The sequence below is a fragment of the Sphingomonas sp. Marseille-Q8236 genome (assembly GCF_965112005.1).
On sequence record NZ_CBCOPO010000001.1, the window covers coordinates 307,674 to 329,442 of the forward strand.

General features: G+C 68.3%; 19 protein-coding genes, 1 pseudogene and 1 riboswitch. Of the genes and pseudogenes, 11 read left to right on the plus strand and 9 right to left on the minus strand.

Annotated elements, in window-relative coordinates; translation table 11 throughout:
• Nucleotides 1-4 precede the first annotated feature (4 nt).
• On the minus strand, nucleotides 5-574 hold the full coding sequence (locus ACWPWT_RS01440; RefSeq protein WP_454279867.1) for a F0F1 ATP synthase subunit delta: 570 nt from the start codon (nucleotides 572-574) through the stop codon (nucleotides 5-7).
• Nucleotides 575-825: 251 nt separating this feature from the next.
• On the opposite strand from ACWPWT_RS01440, the gene ACWPWT_RS01445 reads away from it, so the two are divergent.
• Nucleotides 826-1,692 carry a bifunctional transcriptional activator/DNA repair enzyme AdaA gene (locus tag ACWPWT_RS01445; protein ID WP_454278259.1) on the plus strand — a complete coding sequence of 289 codons (867 nt, stop codon included), beginning with the start codon at nucleotides 826-828 and terminating at the stop codon, nucleotides 1,690-1,692.
• On the opposite strand, the gene ACWPWT_RS01450 is transcribed toward ACWPWT_RS01445, so the two are convergent.
• The gene (locus tag ACWPWT_RS01450) at nucleotides 1,668-3,182 is read right to left on the minus strand and encodes a S1C family serine protease (protein ID WP_454278260.1); all 1,515 of its coding nucleotides are present in this window, start codon (nucleotides 3,180-3,182) and stop codon (nucleotides 1,668-1,670) included. The genes ACWPWT_RS01445 and ACWPWT_RS01450 overlap by 25 nt on opposite strands.
• A gap of 108 nt (nucleotides 3,183-3,290) precedes the next feature.
• On the opposite strand from ACWPWT_RS01450, the gene ACWPWT_RS01455 reads away from it, so the two are divergent.
• Both ACWPWT_RS01455 and ACWPWT_RS01460 read left to right on the plus strand, forming a co-directional pair.
• Nucleotides 3,291-4,817: an ATPase, T2SS/T4P/T4SS family gene (locus ACWPWT_RS01455; RefSeq protein ID WP_454278261.1), complete on the plus strand. Its 1,527-nt coding sequence runs from the start codon at nucleotides 3,291-3,293 to the stop codon at nucleotides 4,815-4,817.
• A 149-nt stretch (nucleotides 4,818-4,966) separates the two neighbouring features.
• The gene (locus ACWPWT_RS01460; protein ID WP_454279868.1) at nucleotides 4,967-6,211 is read left to right on the plus strand and encodes an aspartyl protease family protein; all 1,245 of its coding nucleotides are present in this window, start codon (nucleotides 4,967-4,969) and stop codon (nucleotides 6,209-6,211) included.
• On the opposite strand, the gene ACWPWT_RS01465 is transcribed toward ACWPWT_RS01460, so the two are convergent.
• The 4 genes from ACWPWT_RS01465 to ACWPWT_RS01480 form a co-directional block, all read right to left on the minus strand.
• Entirely contained in the window at nucleotides 6,205-6,456 is a 252-nt protein-coding gene (locus tag ACWPWT_RS01465) for a 3TM-type holin (RefSeq protein WP_454278262.1), read from the minus strand. The two genes, ACWPWT_RS01460 and ACWPWT_RS01465, sit on opposite strands and share 7 nt — an antisense overlap.
• Complete coding sequence (locus ACWPWT_RS01470) at nucleotides 6,453-7,013, minus strand: glycoside hydrolase family 108 protein (protein ID WP_454278263.1); 561 nt, start codon at nucleotides 7,011-7,013, stop codon at nucleotides 6,453-6,455. The genes ACWPWT_RS01465 and ACWPWT_RS01470 overlap by 4 nt, the downstream gene beginning before the upstream one ends.
• Nucleotides 7,014-7,086: 73 nt before the next feature.
• Entirely contained in the window at nucleotides 7,087-7,986 is a 900-nt protein-coding gene (locus ACWPWT_RS01475; protein WP_261269895.1) for an ROK family protein, read from the minus strand.
• A gap of 113 nt (nucleotides 7,987-8,099) precedes the next feature.
• Nucleotides 8,100-8,546: a MerC domain-containing protein gene (locus tag ACWPWT_RS01480; protein ID WP_454278264.1), complete on the minus strand. Its 447-nt coding sequence runs from the start codon at nucleotides 8,544-8,546 to the stop codon at nucleotides 8,100-8,102.
• Nucleotides 8,547-8,680: 134 nt separating this feature from the next.
• Between ACWPWT_RS01480 and ACWPWT_RS01485 the strand changes: the two genes are divergently transcribed.
• The 6 genes from ACWPWT_RS01485 to cobS all read left to right on the plus strand — a co-directional run bounded on the left by ACWPWT_RS01485 (nucleotide 8,681) and on the right by cobS (nucleotide 17,188).
• Entirely contained in the window at nucleotides 8,681-11,794 is a 3,114-nt protein-coding gene (locus ACWPWT_RS01485; protein ID WP_454278265.1) for a glycoside hydrolase family 2 TIM barrel-domain containing protein, read from the plus strand.
• Nucleotides 11,791-14,058: a DPP IV N-terminal domain-containing protein gene (locus tag ACWPWT_RS01490; RefSeq protein WP_454278266.1), complete on the plus strand. Its 2,268-nt coding sequence runs from the start codon at nucleotides 11,791-11,793 to the stop codon at nucleotides 14,056-14,058. The genes ACWPWT_RS01485 and ACWPWT_RS01490 overlap by 4 nt, the downstream gene beginning before the upstream one ends.
• Nucleotides 14,059-14,229: 171 nt before the next feature.
• Nucleotides 14,230-14,415, plus strand: a riboswitch (cobalamin riboswitch).
• A gap of 67 nt (nucleotides 14,416-14,482) precedes the next feature.
• Nucleotides 14,483-14,914: a DUF1636 domain-containing protein gene (locus tag ACWPWT_RS01495; protein WP_454278267.1), complete on the plus strand. Its 432-nt coding sequence runs from the start codon at nucleotides 14,483-14,485 to the stop codon at nucleotides 14,912-14,914.
• Nucleotides 14,911-15,921 (plus strand): nicotinate-nucleotide--dimethylbenzimidazole phosphoribosyltransferase, encoded by a 1,011-nt coding sequence (cobT, locus tag ACWPWT_RS01500; protein WP_454278268.1) that lies wholly within the window; start codon nucleotides 14,911-14,913, stop codon nucleotides 15,919-15,921. The genes ACWPWT_RS01495 and cobT overlap by 4 nt, the downstream gene beginning before the upstream one ends.
• Nucleotides 15,918-16,475: a histidine phosphatase family protein gene (locus ACWPWT_RS01505; RefSeq protein WP_454278269.1), complete on the plus strand. Its 558-nt coding sequence runs from the start codon at nucleotides 15,918-15,920 to the stop codon at nucleotides 16,473-16,475. Before cobT ends, ACWPWT_RS01505 begins: the two co-directional genes overlap by 4 nt.
• The gene (gene cobS / locus ACWPWT_RS01510) at nucleotides 16,472-17,188 is read left to right on the plus strand and encodes an adenosylcobinamide-GDP ribazoletransferase (RefSeq protein ID WP_454278270.1); all 717 of its coding nucleotides are present in this window, start codon (nucleotides 16,472-16,474) and stop codon (nucleotides 17,186-17,188) included. Before ACWPWT_RS01505 ends, cobS begins: the two co-directional genes overlap by 4 nt.
• Here the strand turns inward: cobS and ACWPWT_RS01515 are convergent.
• The 3 genes and pseudogenes from ACWPWT_RS01515 to ACWPWT_RS01525 form a co-directional block, all read right to left on the minus strand.
• Nucleotides 17,173-18,626, minus strand: a pseudogene (locus ACWPWT_RS01515) (cobyric acid synthase). The gene cobS and the pseudogene ACWPWT_RS01515 sit on opposite strands and share 16 nt — an antisense overlap.
• Entirely contained in the window at nucleotides 18,614-19,552 is a 939-nt protein-coding gene (gene cbiB / locus ACWPWT_RS01520; RefSeq protein WP_454278271.1) for an adenosylcobinamide-phosphate synthase CbiB, read from the minus strand. The pseudogene ACWPWT_RS01515 and the gene cbiB overlap by 13 nt, the downstream one beginning before the upstream one ends.
• Nucleotides 19,545-20,534 carry an aminotransferase class I/II-fold pyridoxal phosphate-dependent enzyme gene (locus ACWPWT_RS01525; protein WP_454278272.1) on the minus strand — a complete coding sequence of 330 codons (990 nt, stop codon included), beginning with the start codon at nucleotides 20,532-20,534 and terminating at the stop codon, nucleotides 19,545-19,547. Before ACWPWT_RS01525 ends, cbiB begins: the two co-directional genes overlap by 8 nt.
• A gap of 27 nt (nucleotides 20,535-20,561) precedes the next feature.
• Between ACWPWT_RS01525 and cobU the strand changes: the two genes are divergently transcribed.
• The gene (gene cobU / locus ACWPWT_RS01530; RefSeq protein ID WP_454278273.1) at nucleotides 20,562-21,086 is read left to right on the plus strand and encodes a bifunctional adenosylcobinamide kinase/adenosylcobinamide-phosphate guanylyltransferase; all 525 of its coding nucleotides are present in this window, start codon (nucleotides 20,562-20,564) and stop codon (nucleotides 21,084-21,086) included.
• Entirely contained in the window at nucleotides 21,086-21,685 is a 600-nt protein-coding gene (gene cobO, locus ACWPWT_RS01535) for a cob(I)yrinic acid a,c-diamide adenosyltransferase (RefSeq protein ID WP_454278274.1), read from the plus strand. Before cobU ends, cobO begins: the two co-directional genes overlap by 1 nt.
• Nucleotides 21,686-21,769: the final 84 nt, after the last annotated feature.

Here is a 21,769-nt window from a genome sequence, read left to right on the forward strand (position 1 = left end):
AACGTCAGCCTTTCATCGCGCTGGCGAGCGCATTCAAACGGGTGCGGATCGAGCTATCGATCATCTGGGAACCGATGCGGATGACGAGCCCACCGAGCAGGTCGGGATCGACCGACAGGTCGACCGACACCTCGCGGCCGACGCGGGTGCGCAGCTGCTGCTTCAGCTCTGCGACCTGGCCCTCGGTCAGCGGGTGGGCGCTCGTCACCTCGGCGGCGACCTCGCCGCGATGGCGGCTGGCCAGCTGGCGGTACGCGCGGATGATCTGCGGCAGCGCCGAGAGGCGCCGATTCTCGGCGAGCACGCCGAGGAAATTCTTGGTCACGCCGTCAAGGCCCAGCGTGTCGGCGACCGCCAGGATCGCCTTGACGGCGGCCCCGCGCGCCACGACCGGGCTCTTGGTCAGCGCAGCCAGGTCCTTGTCGGCGGCCAGCGCATCGCGAAGGGTCACGAGGCTCGCCTCGATCGTGTCGATCGAACGGCGCTCAGCGGCCGTTTCGAAAAGCGCGAGCGCATAACGTCCACCCAGGCTCGCCTGGATGCCGCCTGTGCCGCTTATAGTACCGCCGGACATCTCCACGGATGCGAATTCCTCGAACAACGAACGGGTTGGCCCCATGGGGAACGGGGCGCGAAAAACGCGCCTCCGATGGGTTGGCGGGCGGTTAGCATCGGGAACCCATTGATGCAAGGTGCGTGGCGCATCTTGTGACAGGATGGTGACGCAAGTTTAACAGCTTTGGCCGCAAGCCGTGGGATGAATGCCACAGCCTCTTTGCTAAGCTCTCCCGGCCCCGATGGTTCGGGGTCTTGGATCGTCCCCTCATGCCCGACCTCATACCATATGATAGCCTGTCCGTTTCGGATGAGGATGCCGCCTGGGACGCGTTCTTCCAGCGCGACCGGTCGGCGGACGGACGGTTCGTCGTCGCGGTCATGTCGACCGGCATCTATTGCCGCCCCAGTTGCCCGGCCCGGCGCCCCCGCCGCGAGCATGTCCGCTTTCACCCGACACCGCAGGCCGCGCAGGCGGCGGGCTTCCGAGCCTGTATGCGCTGTCTGCCCGATCAGGTCGCCCGCGACCGACAGGCTGTGGCGAGCGCGCTCGCGCTTCTCGAGGAAAGCGACGGCATCCCTCCCCTGACGGCGTTGGCACAGGCGGTCGGCTATGCGCCGCATCATTTTCACCGGCTGTTCAAGCGCGCAACCGGCGTGACCCCTGCCGCATACGCGCGCGGCCTACGCAACCGGCGTGCGGACTTGGCTCTGAAGGAACAGAATAGCGTGACGGCGGCCGTCTATGAGGCGGGCTATGCCGCGCCCAGTCGCTTCTATGCGGACAGCGAGATGCGGCGCGGCATGGCGCCGGGCCAGTGGCGGCGTGGCGGGGACGGCGTGACGATCGACTGGGCGATGATCGCGACTCCGCTGGGGCCGATGCTGGTGGCGATAACCGAACGCGGGCTCGCTCGGCTGGCGTTCGATGAGGATGAAACCACGCTGGTCGAGCATTTCGCCGCCGCCCGGATTGCAAAGCTGGGCGACGTGGAGGCCGAAGCGATCACGCGCCTGGTCGCCGCACTTCCCCTACCCGACCCGCACCTGCCCGAAACGGCGCGCCGCATCGCCTTTATCGAGGCCGTGATCCAAGGGCTTGCCGCCCGGGATCAGCGCGCCGAACGACAGCTATAGACCAGCTTCTCATTGGGAAGCGGCGGCAGTTGCTGGCGGATTTGCGCCTGCTCGCCTTCCAGATTCTGAAGCGCCGTGTCGGTCTTCACACAGCCGCGCGGGGTAGTCGGCTGATGCAGCTTGCGGATCGCGTCCATCGTCGCGGAGGGCAGAAGATAGCGTGTCTGGGTATAGCTGCGCGTAACGGGATCGAAGCGCGCCACCGTCACCGTCGGCTCTTCGTCGGGAACGATGATCCTCTGCCAGCCGCCCTCGCCCTCCAGGAACTGGATATTGCCGTCGGCGCAGCCCTTCGCACCCCAATCGATCCGGGTCTCCGCCGTCGAGGAGACGGTGATTCGGCTGCGGTCGGGTTGCAGGGTGCAGATCATCGGCCCCAGCGCCTTTCCGGGGGGAGTGGCACTGGGCAAGGCGGAGGCTTCGCGGGGCAGGTCGATCTCGCCGGAGGGACGCAGGAGGAAGACGACCACCGCCGCGACGATCGCTACGCCGCCGATACCGCCGGTCCGGATCGCCGCGCGCCGGGACCCGCGCGATTCGAGCAGCCCGGCACCGCCCAGTGCCAGCGCCCCGCCGACCAGCAGCAGCGCAGCGATCGCCATGACATTCTCGCGCGTTCGTTCGGCGGCGGCACGCGCGGCATCGAGCGCTTCCTCGCGGCGAATTGCGGCGGCGTTGATCGCCTCGCGCTTGGCGGCGGCGGCATCGGCGATCGCCCGCGCATCCGCCGCACTATCCTCGCGCAACCGCTCCTCGATCGAGGTACAGGGCACCGCGACCGAGATATAGGGTTGTTTGGCGGCGCGCAGGAACGCCATCAGCTCGGTATCGGCGATCGCGAAACCAAAGGTTGAATCGCCGTCATCCGCGCGCGTCAGCGCCGAATTGACCCCGATCACCCGCCCGCACGGATCGAGCAGCGGCCCGCCCGAATTGCCCCGCGCGATGCTGGCGGTGTGGAGCAGCACCTCGATCCCGGTCAGCGCGCGGCGTCCCGAGGCCACACCCTGCGACCGGACCGGCGAGAGCGGGCGGATATAGTCCGCCGCCGACTGCGCCGTCGCCAAATCGACATTGCCCGGATAGCCGAGCGCGATCACCTGGTCGCCTTCGGTCACCGGGCCGGTGAACAGCGCGGCGGGCGGCAGCTTGGCCTCGCTGACCTCGATCAATGCCAGGTCGCGGCGCGCATCATAGGCGATGACCCGCCCCTGATAGGATTTGCTGCCCTCCGAGGGGACGACACCGATCACGACATTGTCGGGATAGCGTTCGGCCAGTTCGACGACATGGGCGTTGGTGACGATGCGGTTGGGCGCCACGGCGAAACCCGACCCATGGCCGAACCCCGCCACCTCGTCATCGACCATCGCGATCGTCACGACCCGCACGACTCCGCGCGCGGTGGCGGCGATGTCATCGGCCCCGGCGGCGACCGGCAGCAGCCCGACCAGCGTCAGGACCAGGGAAAGGACGAACCGATGCAGCATCGGACAGCGCCATATCCCGCCCTTTCCATTCCCCGCAACCGCGATCGGTTAGGCTTATGGTAAATCTTGGCATTTACGGAATGGCCGCATGTCATGGGAAATTGCGCGATGAGTGCCTTTGGTCGTCGTCAGGGTTTGGGTGCCACGCCGGGAAGCCGTCCGGCCTTTGGCGTCGCGCGGCCGATGCATGGTCCCGGCCCCGCTCCCCGCCCCGAAAGCGAGGCGCCCGGTCCGGGCGGTCAGCAATTCCCACCACTCAGCGCGCTGGCCGGCGCGGAAATCGCGGCGCCCGTCACCGCCGCCGATGCGATGCAACGGCTGGCCGACCGCCAGGCCGCCGCCGTCGAGGCGACGCCGGCCCGCGGCGAGGGTTTCGAGGCGTCGATCCACCGGATCAAGGAACAGGTGCTTCCCCGCCTGCTCGAACGAGTCGATCCCGAAGCGGCCGCGACGCTGGGCAAGGACGAACTGGCCGAGGAATTCCGCCCGATCATCGGCGAGGTGCTGGCCGAACTGAAGCTGACGCTCAACCGGCGCGAGCAGTTCGCGCTGGAAAAGGTGCTGGTCGACGAGTTGCTGGGCCTGGGTCCGCTGGAGGAACTGCTCGCCGATACCGACGTCACCGACATCATGGTCAACGGCCCCGAGCAGACCTATGTCGAGCGAAAGGGCCGGCTCGAACTCGCCAATATCCGGTTCCGCGACGAGGAGCATCTGTTCCAGGTCGCGCAGCGTATCGTCAATTCGGTCGGCCGCCGCGTCGACCAGACCACGCCGCTGGCCGACGCACGGCTGAAGGACGGCAGCCGCGTCAACGTGATCGTGCCGCCGCTGAGCTTGCGCGGCACCGCCATCTCGATCCGCAAATTCTCCGCCAAGCCGATCACGCTCGACATGATGGCGACGGGCGGATCGATGAGCCAGGACATGGCGACGCTGCTGAAGATCGCAGGCGCGTCGCGGTTCAACATCGTCATTTCGGGGGGCACCGGCTCGGGCAAGACGACGATGCTCAACGCTCTGTCCAAGATGATCGACCCGGGCGAGCGTGTGCTGACCATCGAGGACGCCGCCGAGCTTCGCCTGCAACAGCCGCACTGGCTTCCGCTGGAAACCCGACCTGCCAATCTGGAGGGTCAGGGCGAGATCAGCATCCGCGATCTGGTGAAGAACGCGCTGCGTATGCGGCCCGACCGGATCATCCTGGGCGAAATCCGTGGTTCGGAATGTTTCGACATGCTGGCGGCGATGAACACCGGCCATGACGGATCGATGTGCACGCTCCACTCCAACTCCCCGCGCGAGGCGCTGGCCCGCATGGAGAATATGGTGATGATGTCGGACATCAAGGTGCCCAAGGAGGCGATCAGCCGCCAGATCGCCGATTCGGTGGACATGGTCATCCAGGTCAAACGCCTTCGCGACGGCAGCCGCCGCGTGACCAACATCACCGAGGTCATCGGCATGGAAGGACCGGTGATCATCACGCAGGAGCTGTTCAGCTTCGAATATCTGGACGAAGGCACCGACGGCAAGATCATCGGCGAATATCGCTCGGCGGGCCTGCGGCCTTATACGTTGGACAAGGCCAAGCAGTTCGGATTCGACAAGGCGCTGCTGGAGGCCTGCCTCTAAATCCCGGCAGCGACTTCAATGCCCTGACGCGATAGCATCGCTTCGCGGCGGGGCGGGCTGCGCATCGCGGACATGGCCTGGATGCCCCCCCCCGGCACCGCCGATTTGCCGCGCGCGCAGCTTCCGCTTCGGCTAGGCGTTCGGTCGTGATGCGTCGTCCGATCTATCTGCTCCCCATTCCCCTGTTGCTGGCCGCCGCGGTGATGGCCCCGCTGGCGTCGCATAGGCCCAAGCCCGCCACCGCGCCCGAGGAAGACGTCGTCACCGCCGCCGCGCGCGATCCCGGCGTGATGACGCTCGCCCCCGATGCCGAGGATCGCTGGATCCCGTTCCAGTTGACCCCGGGCAACCAGATCCGGTTCGCCATGACCATCGACGGGCAAAGCGTCACCGCCATCCTCGATACCGGGGTCAGCTTCACCTTGCTGTCGCAAAGCTCGCCGATTGCGGCGAAGGGCCGGGTTCGCCCGGGCGGACAGGCGAGCGCGATCGGCGGAGCGGTGGCGATCGGGTGGATGCCGACCCGTACCGTGGCGCTTGGCGGGCTCAGCCGAAAGGGTGGCGGCGTCGCGGTCGCCCCCCTGCCCGCGCTGGCGACCGGCGACGCGACGGCGGTGGACCTGCTGGTCGGGCGCGACCTGCTGGCCGACCACGCGCTCGACATCGACTATGCGGCCAAGCGTTTCCGCCTGATCGCGTCGGGCCGGATGCCGTTCACCGGTGCGACCGCGCCGCTGGTCATCTCGCCAGAACGGCGCGTCTATGAAAGCGTGGTCGGGCTGGGCGCGGCGCGGCTGTCGCCGGTCATCGTCGATACAGGGGACGGCTCCGCACTGACGGTGACGCAGGCCGGATGGCGTGCCGCGAAGCTCAGCTCGCTGCCCACCACCACCGCCATCGGCTTCGGCCTGGCGGGGCCGTCGGTCAACGATCTGGCGATCGTGCCGAGCGTCAGGCTGGGCACGCTGACCGCGCACGAGGTCGAGGTGCGGATCGAACCGGCCCAGGGTTTCAGCGAGTCGGTCGGCGCGGCCGGACGGATCGGGTCCGGCTTTCTCCAGCGCTATCGCGTGCTGCTAGACCCGGGCGCGGGGCGGATGATCCTGTCTCCGGGGCCGCATGCCGACGACCCGGCGCTTCGCTCGACGGTCGGGCTGTTGCTGGGCGTGGCGAGCGACCGGTTGCGCGTCCTGCACGTCATGCGCGGCGGCCCCGCCGACAAGGGCGGCTGGCGCGAAGGCGATACGATCTGCGCCATCGACGGACAGCCCATCCCCCATGACTATGTCAGCAGCCCGATGGCCCGCTGGACCGTGGGCAAGCCGGGCACCATGGTCACCTTGCGCACCTGCGACGGGCAGGACCGAAAGCTGACCCTCGCCCGCTTCTACTGACGCCGCTTCCCCCATTCGCGCGCGACGGTATAGCCGAGATAGCCGGTCCCGAAGAGCGCGTAGAGCGGCTCCGGAATGGCGGCGAGATATTGCGCCATGCCCCGGATCATCGCCGCCGCCATGGACGGGCGAAACCCGGCGAGCACGCCCATCGGGATGCTCCAGAGCAGCAGCGCATACATGACATAGAGAAAGGTCGGGCGGGCCCGCCGCGTCCAGGCATCGGCACTTTCCTCCGCCGTCACGACAGGCGATCCGCCAGCCAGCCATAGAGGAACGCCTCGTTGGCTGGCCGCCGCTCCGCCAGCGTGAGATAGCGTTCGCCCTGCAAGGCCTCCACGGCTTTCAGCAACACCACTTCGCCCGGCGGTCCGCGATGCCGCAGGAACGCCTCCAGCGCCGCCAGCGTGGCAGGGCCGATCCGCCCGTCCGGCGTCAGGTCGCTATAATCGCGACCGCCGCGATTGAGCGCGTTCAGCGCGCGTTGCAGGAAGCCGGTCGCCACCGCCGGGCCCATATTGACGCCGGTATCGAACAGCTCCTCCGCCAGACGCGGGGCGCGTTCGGCCACCTGGTCGAAGCCCGGCGCGATCCAGTAGAGCCGGCGATAGATCGACTCCGCCCGCGACAGCGGCAGGCGGCGCATCGGCCCGTCATAGCCGTCCGCCCGCGCCATCACCTGGGTAATGCCGAAGCGGGTCGCGCCGCCGCGATCGGCGGGATGGTCGCTATAATCCCCCTCGCGCGCGATCACCTGCGCGATCAGCGCCTCGACCCCCGCCGCATCCGTCCATGCCCCCATGTCCATCCTCCCCATTGCCGGAGAGGATGAACCATATCGGTTCGCTGTAGGACAGCGATTTCGCGAAGGCGGCTTAGGCCAGCACGCTGCGGGCGAGCGCCAGCGTGCCGAGCGGCCCCGCCTGATCGCCCAGTTGCGCGTGCACGATCCGGTTGGCGACCTGCGCTGCGTCGACGAAGGGCAGATAGCCCGACAGCTTCTCGACCGTCGCCCGGCGGACCATGTCGAGCAGGTGCGGCTGGCCCACACCCACGCCGCCGCCGATCACGATGCGCCCACAAGCGAGCGTCAGGAACAGTCCGGCAAAGCTCTCCGCCAGCGCATCGGCGACAAAGGCCCAGGCGGGGTGATCGGCATCCAGCTCCTGCGCTGGACGGCCCGCGCGCGCCGCAATCGCGGGACCCGCGACCAGGCCTTCCAGGCAATCGCCATGAAAGGGGCAGGCCCCGGCGAAATCATCGCCCGCGACACGGCGGACGCGGACATGCCCCGCCTCCGGGTGCATCCGGCCCGACACCGGCTGGCCATTGACGATGATGCCCATGCCGACCCCGGTGCCGACCGTGACATAGATATGGTCGGCCAGCCCACGCGCCGCGCCCCACTGCCCCTCGGCCAGCGCCGCGCCGGTCACGTCGGTATGGATGGCGACCCGCTCACCAAAGCCCTCGGCCAACGCGCCGACCACGTCCGCGCCCGCCCAGCCGGGCTTGGGCGTGGCGAGCATATGGCCATAATCCATGCCGCTCTTGTCGAGCGCGATCGGACCGAAGCTGCCGATGCCCAGCGCCTCGGGCTTATACTGCTCGCGCCATTCGCCCAGACGCTGCGCCAGCGCGGCCAGGGTGACGGCGGGGGTCGTGGTGGGCAGGCGTTCGGACACCAGAATGTCCCGCCCGCGCCCGATCAGCACAATCGATTTCGTACCGCCCAGTTCGACACCCGCGACGATCCGATCATGTGCCTCGGTCATTCCATTCTCCCGCCAGATATTGTTGCGCTTTGGATGGCTGCGCCTGCGCGAAACCGCGCGTCCGGGTCAAGAGCGGGGATATAAAAAGCGCGACTGGCGGGTGTGTCGATTCCTTACAAGGCGCTCAGCGCGGCCAGCCGATCGGCCCGCAGATTCAGGACATGCGCGACCGCGAGCACGATCCCGCCCGTAACGGTCAGGGCGGTGCCCGCCATACTGGTCTCGAACACGACACCCAGCATCAACAGGCCCAAGCCGATAAGCCCCCACGTCATGGGACCGCGATGCCCATGACGTCGCACCCCCCGCAGCAGCGCGGTCCCGCTCAGCGGTATCGCGATCGCCAGCATGACGATGTGGAACGTCTCCCCCAGATCGGCCCATGCCGCGATCGAGGGAAGGAACGCGATCAGGATCGGGAACAGCAGGCAATGGACCAGGCACAGGGACGAAGCGGAAATGGCCAGTCGATCCAGACCCGCCCCGCCGGCATGGGACGGCGCGGCATAAGGCGCCAGGCCCAGTGTCGGCAGATCGCCGTCATTCTGCTCAACCATCATATCGCCTTTCGTCACGCCCCTTTTCGCAAATGATACTCTATATCATAAATCTCAAGGGCAAATCGACGGCGTCCGACTTTAAATTGTATTCCGTATAATCTAGCATGGCCGGACGGGCTGAGGAGTGACGTGATATGGCAATGACGCGATGGGCTTTGTGGACCAGCCTTTCGGCCGTGATGGCCAGCACCGCGCTGGCACAAACGCCGTCGCCGCGCCTTGAGTGGGAAAATCCCGCCATCGACCGGATCGGTGCGGAACCGATGCACACGAGCTTCGCCGGGTTCGAAACGCGCGCGGCCGCTCTGGCGGGCGACGTCACCCGGTCGCGCTATCACCTGTCGCTCGACGGGACGTGGAAGGTGCAGATGTCGCCCAATCCCGAGGCGCGACCCGTCGGCTTCGAGGATCCCGCCCGCGACGTGTCGAAATGGCGCGACGTGGCGGTGCCCGGCATCCTTCAGGCCCAGGGGCTGAGCCGCCCGGTCTTTGTCGGCAGCGGCTATCCCTTTCCGCGCAACGAACCCCTTATCGAGCATCGGCTGAACGAGGTCGCCTCCTATCGCCGCGACTTCACCGTTCCGGCGCATTTCGCCGGACGCCGCCTGCTCCTCAACATCGGCGCGGCGGGGGCAGCCTATTATCTCTGGGTCAATGGCGAGAAAATTGGCTATTCCGAAGACTCGAAGCTCCCCACCGAATTCGACATCAGCCGGGCCGCGAAGCCGGGCAAGAACACCATCGCGATCGAGCTCTATCGCCATTCGGACGGCAGCTACCTCGAGGATCAGGATTTCTGGCGGGTCAACGGGATCGAGCGCTCGATCACCCTCTATGCCGCGCCGCAGACGCATATCCGCGATCAGGCGATCGAGGCCGGGCTGAGCCATGACTATCGCGACGGGACGCTGTCGGCCGCGATCGACCTGGCGGGCGCGGGGCAGGCGACCTCGGTGCGCGCCACGCTGCTCGACGGCAAGCGGGTCGTGCTGACCCGGACCGCGACACCGACCGGCACGACCGCGACGATCGCCGCCGAGGTTCCGGGCGTGAAGACGTGGAGCGCCGAAGACCCCAACCTCTACACGTTGCTGGTCGAACTGCTCGACGCGAAGGGCAAGCTGATTGAGGCGACCAGCCGCCGCATCGGCTTCCGCGCCGTCGAGGTCGCGGGCGGCGAGGTGCGGGTCAACGGCAAGCGGATCATGATCCGCGGCGTCAATCGCCACGAGCATGACCCGCACACCTTCCGCGTCGTATCCGAAGAGACGATGCGCAAGGATATCGAGCTGATGAAGGCCGCCAATATCAACGCGGTCCGCACCTCGCACTATCCCAATGATCCGCGCTGGTACGACCTGGCCGACGAATATGGCCTCTACGTGATGGACGAGGCCAATATCGAGAGCCATGGCTACTTGAGCCTCACCCAGGAAAAGGGCGATCCGACGCTGAACCTGGGCCACAAGCCCGAATGGGCGGCGGCGCATCTCGACCGGGTGCGGCGCATGGTCGAGCGCGATCGCAACCACCCCTCGATCATCTTCTGGTCGCTGGGCAATGAAAGCGGCGTCGGCCCCAATTTCGAGGCGGCGGCGCAATGGATCCGCCAGCACGACAAGACCCGGCTGATCAACTTCCTGGGTTACAGCATGAGCGGCTGGCGGCATCCGACCAATGCCTATGTCGACATCTTCGCGCCCATGTACGACGATGTCGAGAAGCTGGCCGACTATGCCCAGCGCCCCGAATTCACCCAGCCGCTGATCCTGTGCGAATATGCCCATGCGATGGGCAACAGCCTGGGTGACTTCCAGGGCTATTGGGACGTTTTCCGCAAATATCCCAAGCTTCAGGGCGGCTTCGTCTGGGACTGGGTCGACCAGACGATGATCCTGAAGGACAAGGACGGCCGCCCCTATTGGGGGCAGGGCCTGGACTATGATTCCGATCCCACGGATGCCGGGCTGCACGGCGACGACAGCCCGGTCGGCGACGGGGTGATCCAGTCGGACCGGACCCCCGACCCCGAATATTACGAGATGGCGCATGTCCAGTCGCCGATCAGCTTCACCCACAAGGACGGCGGGTGGCAGGTGGTCAACCGCCACGACCATATCGACCTGTCGCGCTTTACGCTGGACTGGACGGTGCTGGAGAATGGCGTCGAGACGGCCCGCGGCAGCATCACCACCCCGTCCGTGGCGGCGGGGGTCAGCGCGCCCCTGTCCTTCACCCTGCCCGCGCCCAGGGACGCCTCGGCCGAGCGTTCGCTGATCCTGCGCGCCCGGACCAAAGCGGGGGCGATCCCGCCGCTGCCCGCGGGCCATGTCGTCGGCTGGGACCAGTTCGCGCTGACCGGCCCGGTCTTCGCCGCCATACCCGCCGGGTCGGTCCCGCCGCAGGAAAGCGCCGATGCGATAACGCTGGCGGCGGGCGATGCCGTGCTGGAGATCGACCGGACGACCGGGCTCGTCCGCCGTTATGCGCGGGGCGGCAAGACGCTGCTGACCGGCGGCACCCCCGATTTCACCCGCGCGCCGACCGACAATGACGTGGGCGCGGGCGTGCCCAAGAGCCATGCGATGTGGCAATATTTCTCCGACCATCGCCGCCTCGACGCGATCCGGCGCGAGGGCGATGCCATCGTCGTGGATCACGACATGGGCGTCGGATCGGTCAAGATGCAGACCCGCTGGACCATGGCGCCGGACGGCAATGCGACGGCGACCGTCCGCTTCACGCCGCTGCGCGCGACGCTGCCCGATCCCTTGCGCGTCGGCCTCGCCTTCGCGACGCCGGGGCAGCAATTCACCCAGGTCAGCTGGTTCGGGCGCGGCCCGTGGGAAAGCTATGCCGACCGCAAGACCGGTGCGATGATCGCCCGCTGGAGCGGGGCGCTGGCCGACCAGTATCACGACTATGCCCGGCCGCAGGAGAGCGGCAACAAGACCGATGTGCGCTGGCTGCAGCTCACCGGCACTGGGGTCGGGCTCCGCGTGACGGGGGCGCAGCCGCTTTCGGTCAATGCCCTACCCTTCCCCTATGCCGACCTGGCGATGAAGCCGCCGTCCCAGGCGCACAGCTCGGACATCCGCCCGCATGGCGACGGCACGCTGCTGATCGACGCCGCGCAGGCGGGGGTGGGCGGCGATACCGGCTGGAACCTCGATGGCCGTGCGCACATGCCGTACCGCATTCCGCTCCAGCCCCTGACCTACAGCTTCACCATCGGAGCGGCCCGTTGAAGACCCTGCTGACCCTTTCGCTGTTGCTCGCCGCCGGTCCGGTCGCCGCGCAGGGCGTGCCCGACCGTATCGCCAAGTCGCTGGCTCTTCGCGAGCAATGGCAATGGCTGACCCGCGACATCCCCTCCCCCGCCGAGTGGGACGCGGACGGACGGCATTTCCATTATCGCAAGACGGTGGCGGACGGTTTCGCCTTCGTCGATGTGGACGCGACCAGCCACGCCAAGGCCCCCGCCTTCGACGCTGCTGCGCTCGCCCCCGCATTGGCCAAGGTCATGGGCAAGCCGATCGCGCCGCTCCGCCTGCCCTTCGATCATTTCTCCTATACGCCCGACCGTTCGGCGATCACCTTCAGCATCGGCTATGAGGACGGCGTCATCTATCGCTGCGTCCTCGCCCGGCCCGCCTGCACCGTCGTCCCGCCGGAAAACCCCGGCCGCCCGCGCGGCTTCGGCGTGGTGCGCGACCTGCGCGTGCCCGCCGACAACCATCCCCGCCTCTCTCCCGATGGCAGGCTGGAGGCGTTGGTCCTCGACGACAATCTGGTCGTGCGCGAGGCCGGGGGCGGCAAGGAATTGTGGCGGTCCCAAGACGGCAGCCCCGCCAATTTCTACGATCCCGAGACGATCGCCTGGAGCCCGGACGGCCGGCATATCGCGCTCCAGCGCGTCCGTCCCGGCTATCCCCGCATGGTCACCCGTGTCCTCGCCGCCCCGCCGGGCAAGGTCCAGCCCGAGGTCGTGCAGCAACTCTATCCCAAGCCCGGCGATGCGGTGGATCAAGAGGCACCCGTCCTGTTCCGCGTCGCCGACGGCAAGCGGACCGAGATCGACCCGTCGCTGTTCGCGAACGCCTATACCCTGTCGGCCCCGGCCTGGCGGGCCGATGGCAAGAGCTTCGCCTTCGACGATCTGAAGCGCGGCTTCGGCGAGGCGAAGATCATCGCGGTCGATGCCGATACCGGCAAGGCCCATGCCGCCGTGACCGAAACCGCGAAGACCTTCGTCTTTCGCGACCGCATCTGGTCGCACGACGTAAAGGATAGGGGCCGCGAGATCCTCTGGGCGTCGGAGCGGGACGGCTGGCGGCATCTCTATATGATCGACGGCACGACCGGCCGGGTCATCCGTCAGATCACCAAGGGCCAATGGATCGTCCGCGACATCGCCAAGGTCGATGACGACAAACGCCAGATCTGGTTCTCGGCCAGCGGCTTCGTGCCCGGCGAAGACCCTTATTACAAGCAATCGTTCCGGGTCGATTTCGACGGCCGCAACCTGACCCGGCTGACCCAGGAGAATGCGACGCACGAGGTCCGCTTCTCCCCCGACATGACGACCTATGTGGACGTCTATTCCCGCACCGACCTGCCGGAGACGATGGAACTGCACGACGCGCGCGACGGCCGCCTGATCCAGACGCTGGAAAAGGGCGACATCACCGCGCTGACCGCCGCCGGGTTCCGCCCGCCGGAGCGCTTCACCGCCAAGGGCCGCGACGGCAGCACCGATATCTACGGCCTAGTCGTCCGCCCGCGCGATTACGACCCCGCCAAACATTATCCGGTGATCGAGAACATCTATGCCGGGCCGCATGACAGCTTTGTGCCCAAGGCATTCTGGCCGTTCGGCGGCTTCTCGGGCGGCGACAAGGTCATGGGGATGCAGCAGCTCGCCGATCTGGGCTTCATCGTCGTGATGATCGACGGCATGGGCACCGCCAACCGCTCCAAGGCCTTTCACGATGTCGCATGGAAGAACCTCGCCGATAGCGGTTTTCCCGACCGGATCGCCTGGATGAAGGCGCTGGCGGCCAGGGACCCCGCCGTCGATATTTCCCGTGTCGGCATCTATGGCGGCTCGGCGGGCGGGCAGAGCACGCTGAACGCACTGCTGTTCCACCCAGATTTCTACAAGGCCGGGGTCGCCTATGCCGGGTGTTTCGACAACCGGATGGACAAGATCGACTGGAACGAACAATGGCTCGGCTATCCGGTCGACCAGAGCTATCTCGACGCCTCGAGCGTGGTCCATGCGCAGCAGTTGCAGGGCAAGCTGATGCTGGTCGTCGGCGAACAGGACTCCAATGTCGATCCCGCCAGCACGACCCAGGTAGTCGATGCGCTGATCAAGGCGGACAAGGATTTCGACCTGCTGGTCATCCCCGGCGGCGAGCATACCGCCGGGCGCAGCACCGGCCCGGTGGCCTATGCGATGCGGCGGCAATATGCCTTTTTCCTGAAGGCGTTGCGCGGCGAGGAATAGCACCCTTCCCTCAGCCACAATAGCACCACCCCGGCGAAGGCCGGGATCCAGTTTCGGCATTCCATCAGGCGCCCCACGAACGTCACGGCAATTGGGCCCCGGCCTCCGCCGGGGCGGGCGGCGGGGGTTGGGAAGGGAATAGCGGTGTTGCCTCTCGCCCTCCCCGCGCCTATCGCTCGCCCTGCGACAGGTTCCCCTTCGGGGGATGAAAAGGGAATGGGGTGTAAGGCCCCGGCTGTCCCTGCAACTGTAAGCGGCGAGCCATCCGCCATCACGCCATTGGGGTTCGCCCCCGAGAAGGCGGCGGACCGGCACCGACCCGCGAGCCAGGAGACCTGCCCGTCGCGGTCGTCTTTCGACCGGTCAGGGTGTGCCGGACGGACGGGGCTATCCCCTCGCGCGACGACAGCGCCTTTGTGGAGACATGCCCGATGATCGAGCCTTACCCGTGCTGAAACCCGCCGCGAACGGCCCCGCCGTGGTCGCCTGCAACACCTGTCGCCTGTCCGAGGACGCACGCGAAAATGAAGACGGCAAGCGCGGCGGCGCCCTGCTGGTCGAGGCGCTGCGCGCGGTCAAAGCCTCGGACCCCGCTTATGCGGACGTGGCGGTGGAGGAGATGCCCTGTCTCTTCGCCTGCCAGTCCTTCTGCACCGTCCACCTCCGCTGCCCCGGCAAGGTCGGCTATGTCATGGGCAAGTTCGCCCCCGATGAGGACGCCGCGCGCGCCATCCTGGACTATGCGCGGGCTTATGCCGACAGCGATTGGGGGCAGGTGCCGTACAAACAATGGCCGCAAGGCGTGAAGGGCCATTTCCTCACCCGCACGCCGCCCGAAGGATTCGTCGTCGAATGACCGCCTTCCCCACGATCGCCGCGTTCGAGGCCGCGCTGGCCGATCTGTCCCGTCCCGATACCGCCGCGCGCGAGGCCGCCATGCGGCGACAGGGCCAGTTGACAAAGCCCCCCGGCTCGCTGGGCCGCCTGGAGGACATCGCCATCTTCCTCGCCGGGTGGCAGGGCGTCGAGCGCCCCCGGATCGAGCGTGGCCGCGCGGTGATCTTCGCGGGAAATCACGGCGTCGTCGCACGCGGGGTCAGCGCCTTTCCGGCTGAGGTGACGGGGCAGATGGTCGCCAATTTCGCCGCCGGGGGTGCGGCGATCAATGCGCTGGCCGCCGCGGCCGGGCTGGAATTGTCGGTGGTCCCGCTCGACCTGGACCGCCCGACCGCCGACTTCACCACCGCACCCGCGATGAGCGAGGCGGAATGCCTCGCCGCCCTGTCTGCCGGCGCCGAAGCGCTGGGCGATGCCGACCTGCTGGTGCTGGGGGAGATGGGCATCGGCAATACCACCCCCGCCGCCGCTCTGGCAGCCGCCAGTTTCGGGGGGGCGGCGGCCCTTTGGGTGGGCCCCGGCACCGGCGTCGATGGGGAGGGCCTGTCGCGCAAGACAGCGGCCGTGACCGATGGGTTGACGCTGCACCGCGCGCATCTGACCAGCGCGTTCGAAATCCTCCGCCGTCTGGGCGGGCGGGAGATTGCGGCGATGGCGGGTGCGGTGCTGGCGGCACGAGCCCGGCGCGTGCCTGTGGTGATTGACGGGTTCATCGGCACCGCGGCGATCGCGCCGCTCGCCATGGCCGATCCGGCCATCGCCGACCACTGCCTAGCCGGACATTGCTCGGCCGAGCCGGGCCACGCCCTGCTGCTGTCGCGGCTGGGTCTGGAGCCGATTCTGTCGCTGAACATGCGGCTGGGCGAAGGCAGCGGTGCGGCGGTGGCAGTGCAGGTCATCCGTGCGGCGATCGCGGCGCATGACGGCATGGCGACCTTTGCCGAGGCCGGGGTCGCCACCGCGTGACCCCCTTCCGCCTCCATCTGCTCCGGCATGGCGAGCCCGAGCTGACGGGGCGGATGCTGGGGCGCACCGACTGCCCGGTGACGGAACGCGGCATTGCGGCCTGTCTGGCACGGGCTGCCCAAGTGCCGGTGGCACGGCGCATCAGTTCGGACCTGTCGCGCGCGCGCGCCTGTGCGGAGGCAATGGGCCCGACCGAGATCGATCCGCGTTGGCGGGAGCTGGATTTCGGGAAATGGGACGGGCTGGCCCCGGACGCGATCGATGGGGACGCGCTCGGGCGGTTCTGGGAAGACCCCGATGCAGCCCCCCCGCCGGGCGGCGAGCGCTGGTCCGATCTGGTCGCGCGGGTGCGCGCCGCCCTGATGGCGCTGTCCCCCGAACCCACGCTGATCGTGACCCATGGCGGGGCGATGCGCGCGGCGCTGCATTTGCTGTGCGGGTTCGACGCAAGGACCGTCTGGTCCTTCGCCCTGCCCTATGCCAGCCTGGTGACGCTGGAGGTGTGGGACGGAGACCCCCGCACCGCGCAGGTGACGGGGTTGGCCACAGCATGAAGACGCTGATCGTCGCGCTCGGCTTCCTGACCCGGCTGCCCATGCCGCGTGTCGAGGCGGACGAGGCGGATTTCGCCCGCGCCATCCGGCTTTATCCGCTGGCGGGACTGATGATCGGCGTGATCGTGGCGGGCGCGGGCTGGCTGGGCGCGCGGGTCGATCCCTGGATCGGGGCGCTGGCCGCGCTGGGGGCTTGGGTCTGGGCGACCGGGGCGCTGCATCTGGATGGGCTGGCCGATCTCGCCGACGGGCTGGGCGCGGCGCATGGCGATCGCACGCGGCTGCTGTCGGTGATGGCCGATCCGCATATCGGCAGCTTCGGCACCATCGCGCTGGTGATGCAACTGCTCGCCAAGCTGGTACTGCTGAATGGCGTGCGACCGGGGGACTGGGCGATGATCGCGCTGGTTCCGGCGGTGGCGCGGATCGGGCCATTGGTCTGGGCGCGCCTCCTGCCACCGTTGCGGCCGGGTGGCCTGGGCGCGATGGTGGCACGGGCGGTGCGCCCGGTCGATCTGGGACTGTGGGCCATCGTCGCGATAGCGCTCGTGCCGCTCTATCCGCCGTTCATCTTGGGGCCGATCGCGATCATCGTGCTGACCGCCTGGTTCCGGCGTCGGGTCGGTGGCGTGACCGGCGATGTCCATGGCGCAGGGATCGAACTGACCGAGACCGGCCTGCTGGTCGCCGCGCTGCTCTACGCCGCTCCCTGAGCGATCCGCAGCAGCGCGTCGCAATCGACATGCGCTTCCAGCACGGCGGCGATCGCATCCAACGCAGCGTCCACATCGGCGCGGTGATCCGGGCCCTGCCCCGCCCCGCCGATCCGCGACAGCCATGCCGCCCGCTGCCCCGCCTCCCCCAACAGGCCGTGGATATAGCTTCCCGCGACGAGGCCATCGGCGCTCATCGCGCCCTCGGGCCGCCCGTCGGCGAGGTGCCCCACGGGACGCGCGGCATCCGGGCCCCTGGTCCGGCCGAGGTGGATTTCGTAACCGGAAAAGGATACGCCCAAGGCTTCGCCCGTCACCGGCCGTACCGTCTTTTCGCCGGTCAACACGGTCTTGACATCGAGCAGCCCCAGCCCTTCGACGCTGCCCGCCGGTCCCTCGATTCCATCCGGATCGGCGACCGATCGGCCCAGCATCTGGTATCCGCCGCATAGCCCCAGCACCGGCCGCCCGCGCCGATGATGCGCGGCGATGTCGATATGCCAGCCCTGCTCGCGGATGAAGGCAAGGTCGGCGATGGTCGCCTTGGACCCCGCCAGCACGATCATCGCGGCATCGGGAAGGGGCTGGCCGGGGCGGACCATCACCAGATCGACCATCGGCTCCAGGCGGAGGGGATCGAGATCGTCGAAATTGGCGATACGCGGGGTGATCGGACAGGCGATCACCACCCGCCCCCGGCCCCCGCCTTCGCCCGTTCCAGGATCACCGCATCCTCGCTGGGCAGACGTGCCGCGTCGGCCAGCCAGGGTATCAGCCCCAGCGAAGACCAGCCGGTATGCCCGGCGATCAGGGCCATGCCATCGGCGAACAGCGCCGGGTCGCCGCGAAACTTGTTGACCAGAAAGCCCCGGATCATCGCGGCATCGGCCGGGTCGATCACCGCCTTGGTTCCGACCAGCGACGCGATTACCCCGCCCCGGTCGATGTCTCCGGCCAGCACCACCGGGACGTTGGCCGCGCGCGCAAAGCCCATATTGGCAATGTCGCCGCTGCGCAGATTGACCTCGGCAGGCGACCCCGCACCCTCGACGATGACGAGGTCGCACTGCGCCTCCAATCGCCGGTAGCATTCCACCACTTCGGGCAGCAGCCCGATCCGCCCTTCGCGCCATTTCGACGCGGGCAGCATCCCCCGCACCTGCCCGCGCACGATCAGTTGCGAGGTGCGGTCGCCCTGCGGCTTGAGCAGCACCGGATTCATGTCGACATGCGGCTCGACCCGCGCCGCGAAGGCCTGGGTCGCCTGCGCCCGCCCAATCTCACCGCCATCGGGGGTCGCGGCGGCATTGTTGCTCATATTCTGCGGCTTGAAAGGGCGGACGCGAAGGCCGCGATTGGCGAAGGCCCGGCACAGCCCCGCCACCAGCACCGATTTGCCCACGTCCGAGCCGGTGCCCTGAATCATCACGCCAGCCACGCAACACCCCCCGCGATCAGCCAAAGGAGCAGGCAGGCGCGCGCATAGATTTGCAGCGCGGTGACGATGTCGTTCGGCGCCGCCATACGCCCTTCGCGCCCGATCCACGGCTTGATCTGGGTCACGCCGTCATAGGCGACCGGCCCCGCCAGCGCGACGCCCAGCGCCCCTGCCATCGCCGCCTCGGGCCAGCCCGCATTGGGCGAGGCATGGGCGCGCGCATCGCGCTTCATCACGCCCCAGCCGCCTGCGCCCGCCACGCAGACCAGCAACCCGGCGATCCGCGCCGGTATCCAGTTCGCGCCGTCATCGATCCGCGCCGCCGCCCAGCCGAACGCGCGCCAGCGCGGCTCCTTATGCCCGATCATGCTGTCGGCGGTGTTGATCGCCTTGTACATCCACACCCCCGGCAGTCCGAGCAGCAGCAACCAGAACAGCGGCGCGACGATGCCGTCGCAAAAGCTCTCCGCCAGCGTCTCGATCGCGGCGCGCGAGACGCCCGCCTGATTCAGCCGCTGCGTATCGCGCCCCACCACCCGCGCGACCAGGGCGCGGGCGGCGGACAGGTCGCCGCGCATCAGCGCTTCGGCCACCGGGCGAACATGAAGATAGAGGCTGCGCTGCGCCAAGGCGGGCCAGGCGAGGACGGCACTGGCGATCCAGCCCCAGCGTCCGAACAACAGATGCGATTCCCGGTCGAGCCACCATGCCGCCGCGCCGGTCAGCGCGATTAGAAGCAGGATGGTCAGGACGCCCAGACCCCGCCGCACGCCCTCGGGCCACTCCGGCCGGTTGCCGAGCCGCTCCGCGACATTCAGGAAGCGGGCAAACGCCCCCACCGGATGCCCGACTCGCGCATAAAGCCGGTCGGGCCAACCGATCGCGGCGTCGAGCGCCAGCGCGAGCAGCGCGACGGGATCAGCCATGTCGCAACGCCGCGTCCAGCCGGACGAGATCGTCCGCCGCCTCGGGCACGCCGAAACGCAACCGCTCGGGCGCGTCGGCGAAGGGCCGAACCAGTATTCCCGCCGCCGCCAGTCGGGCGAACAGACTGGCCGCCACCGGCGTCTCGACCATGCGGAACAGCGGACAGTCTCCTTTTGCGATCAGACCATGGCGCGCCAGCACCGCGTCCAGCGCCGCCGCCCGCTCGACCAGCGCGATGCGGGTCGCGGCGATCCATGCGCGATCGGCATAGGCCGCGCTGCCCCAGGCGATGGCATGGCTGGATACCGGCCAGTCGCCCAGCAACAGACGAAGCCGCGACAGCATGTCCGGCTCGGCGATGACGAAGCCCAGCCGAACCCCCGCCAGCCCGAAGAACTTGCCGAACGACCGCAGCACGACGATCCGCTCGCCGCCCGCAAAGCCGGGTCCCGGCATCGCATCAGCAAAGGCTTCGTCCAGGATCAGCCAGCCGCCCGCACGGGCTTGCGCCTCGGCCAGGCGCGCCAACTGATCGCACGAGCGATGGACGCCGTCGGGATTGTTGGGATTGGCGATCAGCAGGCTTCCCGACTGCCCCGTCCAATCCTCCAGCGCGGCGTGATCGACCCGCATCGTCGCGATCGCATCGTGGGTGCCGTAACTCGGCCGGACCGCAACGATCGACTGGGCGATGCCCAGCAGCGGCAGGAGACGCAGCGCCATCTCGCTTCCCGGCACCGCCGCCACGCTTTCGGCCGCGACACCAAAATGCGCCGCCGCCAATGCCTCCAGCCGGGCGAGCGCACTGCGGTCGGGCAAGGGCCCAGCATCGACCGCCAGCGCGGCGGTCGGCTGCCACGCCACCGGATTGATCCCCGTCGACAGATCGAGCCACGGTTCGGGCGCGTGCGGAAACATCGCCCTGGCCGCATCGATCCGCCCGCCATGATGGGTCAGCGCACCCATTTCCGCTTGCGTCACAGCCCGGCTCCCGCAATGCGCAGAGGCATGACGAAGCCCCGTACCATCCTCGTGCTCGGCGGTGCCCGGTCGGGCAAGAGCCGCCACGCACAGGCGCTGGCCGAGGCGATGACGCCCGAAGGCTGCTTTATCGCCACCGCGCAAGCCTGGGACGAGGAGATGCGCGACCGCATCGCGCGCCACCAGGCCGATCGCGACGCGCGATGGACGACGGTGGAGGCTCCGCTTACCCTGCCGGAAGCCATTATGGAGCATGGCCGCGCCAAACGGGTGCTGCTGGTCGACTGCCTGACCTTGTGGCTGACCAACCTGCTGCTGGGCGAGGCCGACCTGACGGCGGCGGGCGATGCGCTGGTCGCCGCCATCGCGGATGCCCCCGGCCCCGTCGTGCTGGTCAGCAACGAGGTCGGCTTCGGCATCGTCCCCGACAATGCGCTGGCCCGCCGCTTCCGCGATGCGCAAGGCACGCTGAACCAGCGGCTGGCGCGGGTCTGCGACGCGACCGACCTGGTGGTCGCCGGGCTGCCCCTTCGTCTTTCAGGAGAGAAATGATGCGAACCGACGCCGAACATGCCGAGCGTATGGCCAAGAAGAAGGTCGCGCAGGACCAGAAGGTCGCCGCGCGCGACGTCGAAAAGGGGCTGGTGATCGTCCATACCGGCAAGGGCAAAGGCAAGACGACCGCCGCGCTGGGCATGGTGATCCGCGCGGTCGGACATGGGATGCGCGTCGGCATGGTTCAGTTCGTCAAGGGCGCGATGACCACCGGCGAGGCGGCGGTGCTGGCGCGCTTTCCCGAGGTGGACTTCCACGCGATGGGCGAGGGCTTCACCTGGAACACCCAGGACCGCAGCCGCGACATCGCCACCGCGCGCACCGCCTGGGAGGAGGTCAAGCGGATGATCGCCGACCCGGCTTATGACCTGATCGTCGCCGACGAACTCAACATCGTGTTGCGCTACGACTATCTGCCGGTCGATGAGGTGCTGGAGGCACTCGCCTCCAGGGGGGAGATGACGCATGTCGTCATCACGGGCCGCAACGCCCCCGACGCGCTGATCGCGGCGGCCGATCTGGTGACCGACATGACGCAGGTGAAGCATCCCTTCCGCGAACAGGGCGTGAAGGCGCAGAAGGGCATCGAGTTCTAGACGCATTCCTCCCCTGCAAGGGGAGGTGGCGCGCGTAGCGCGTCGGAGGGGTGTTGCCTTATCGAGAGCGGGACACCCCTCCGT